The sequence below is a fragment of the Nostoc sp. CHAB 5836 genome, from assembly GCF_020829445.1.
Lineage (GTDB): Bacteria > Cyanobacteriota > Cyanobacteriia > Cyanobacteriales > Nostocaceae > Nostoc.
Map to the genome: position 1 here is coordinate 1 of NZ_JAIVFV010000362.1, position 2,636 is coordinate 2,636.

Annotated in this window: 2 protein-coding genes; both read right to left on the minus strand. The window is 42.2% G+C overall.

The window, feature by feature from the left end; translation table 11 throughout:
- Positions 1 to 80: 80 nt before the first annotated feature.
- Positions 81 to 827 carry a biotin/lipoyl-binding protein gene (locus tag LC605_RS32435; RefSeq protein WP_229551465.1) on the minus strand — a complete coding sequence of 249 codons (747 nt, stop codon included), beginning with the start codon at positions 825 to 827 and terminating at the stop codon, positions 81 to 83.
- Positions 828 to 902: 75 nt separating this feature from the next.
- Positions 903 to 2,636: peptidase domain-containing ABC transporter (locus LC605_RS32440; RefSeq protein ID WP_229551466.1), on the minus strand; the 1,734-nt coding region annotated here is incomplete at its 5' end.

Consider the following 2,636-nt stretch of genomic DNA (forward strand, 5'->3'; position numbering starts at 1 on the left):
GTCATTTGTCATTTGTCATTTTTCATTTATAAGGGTTTAAGGTGTATTTACGTTTCGTAATATAGTTTTGTTTATTTTTGCTAAGTTTTTTTAACGTATAAAAAAGTACTTATATTTGGGATGAGGGCAGCTTGTAGGCTTTGCAACTTGGCTTTGGCAGCTAAGAGTGCTTGTTCTTGCTGACGAACAGCTAGTTGTACTTCCTCGAATTGATCTTGTGACAAAGCTCCAACTTTGGCTACATTCTCATATCGGTTTCGCTTTGTCTCGGCTGCTCTTAAACTGGCAGTTGTTGCTCTGACATTTGCAAAGGCTTCTTGGACATCACTAACAGTAGTAATTTGCTTGTCTTGATAGTCCCGCTTGCGACTGCTCAATTCAGCTTCAGCTGCGGCAACCCCACGGTTACTGCTGTCAGTTTGGGCTATAACTTGGTTATTAAGAGCATGAATTTGAGCATTGATTTGAACAAGTTGTAATTTTGTTTGCCGAATGCTACTTTCTAGTTGGCTCTTTTTGGTTTGTAGGCGGGAGTCATCGATAGTAGCGATCGCATCTCCTGTTTTGACAACTTGATTCTCTTTCACAAAAATCCGCATAACTGGGCCTTCCGTAGCAGCTTGAACGAGCCGCAGCTCACCAGCCGGACGCAGATTTGCCTGTGCTTGAACGGTGACTTTGTATTTAGTTACAGAGGCAATGGCAACTGCTATTGCCACAGTAACCAATGCAACTATCCCGCCAGCAGTAGTCCAACTACCAAGTGGTGGAAGAAAATCGTTTTCTCCAGCTTGGGGAATGAAAACAGAATTCGATTGACTAACCATAATAAATTGAGTGAGAGATGATTTTTGAGGGGATGATTGAGGAGTAATCCAAAATCTCAAAGAAAGAAGATGGCATTAACTAATGGCGGCGTATTTGCCATTAGTATGACTGGAAGATTTCACCAGTAAACTCGGAGTTGATGGGAGAACATCGTCCAGGAAGCCCAAGTGATCGCCAGCAATTTGGCGCAATTCTTCTGGAGAACCTTGGATTTGCAAACGTCCTTTATCGAGTAATACAATCCAATCGGCTCGCTGGATGACTTTGGGGCGGTGACTAATTAAAATTGTCGTTTTGCCTTGGCGATAGGTAAGTAGTCGATCTAGTACTTCACCTTCACTCACCGGATCGAGAGCGCCAGTGGATTCATCTAAAACCAGTATAGGTGGGTCAGTAATTATTGCTCTGGCGATCGCTAATCTCTGCCGTTGTCCACCAGAAAGATTAGCTCCAAATTCTCCTAAAACGGTATGATACTTGTCAGGTAATTCGCTAATGAATTCATCAGCCCCTGCGATATGGCAAGCTGTGACAATTTGTTCAAAACTCACATCAGGATAGCTGAAGTGGAAGTTATCAACGATTGAACGACTCCAGAAGTGCGGGTCTTGTGGTACTAAGACTACCTGTTGTCGCAGACATTCTAAAGATAAATCTTGTCTGTTATAGATGCCATAACGGATATTACCTGACTGGAGGGAATATAAACCAGCAATCAGTTTGGCTAGGGTACTCTTACCACAACCAGATTTACCAATTAAAGCAATAACTTTACCGCTAGGGATAGTCAACGAAAAATCTTGTAATAGATCAACTCTACCAGCATGGTGAAAGTTGACTTTAGTGCAAACAATATTTGCATCAGTGGAAATTTTTGCCCAAGGCTTTTTCTCTGCATTCAAGTCTTCTGGAGTAGCATCAATCACTTCTGCCATCCGTTGGATGACAATTTGGGCAGTAATAAACTCATCAGCTAACCCGATTACTGAACTCAAAAAACCGAGAAAGTTGCCACTCATGCCGTTAAAAGCTAGTAGCTGACCTATGGATAATGTTTGATTAATTACTAAATAGCTGCCTAACCAGAGTAAGCCTATATTAGTTATAGTTGAAAGAATATTAGTGAATGTGCTGCTGTAGAGTTCCAGCTTCATCGTACTCCAGCCCAAGTTAGCAAGGCGACCATAATTCGTTTGATACTCTTGCCAAGCTTGAGGAGTTGCTTGGGTTGTTTTGAGTACTTGGACACCACGAAAGGTTTCTACCAGAAAGCCTTGGTTTTCAGTGCCCAAAACGATAAGTTTACGGGTTTTCTGGCGCAAGGCGGGTAAGAAAAGCAGGTTAACTAAGGTAACGATGACAAAGGCCAATACGGAAGCCAGAGTCAATTGCCAACTTAAAAAGAGCATAAAGCCCAAGGAAACTAAAGCAATAAAAAATTCGCTAGGTAAACCAAGGACAATCTGCGAAACTAACCCATTGATAGCATTAATATCGCCAATTCGGCTGACGACTTCTCCACTACGATGTCCTTCAAAGTAAGATAAGGGCAAGTGTAAAAGTTTTCGACCGTAGTCCAGCAGTAGTCCTAATTGCAACCGTTGACCGAAGTGACCGATGAGGTGAGACTGTACCAAACCAATTGCACTTTTAAACAAGTTCATAGCAATTACCCCAATTGCCACGGTAGTTAGTAATTGAGTATCTCCCCGCACTAGCACATCATCAGTCAATAGTTGCATCATCAAAGGAGAGGACAGAGACAAAAGTCCGATTACAATGTTGATTGCGATCGCCTGAGCCAAAAC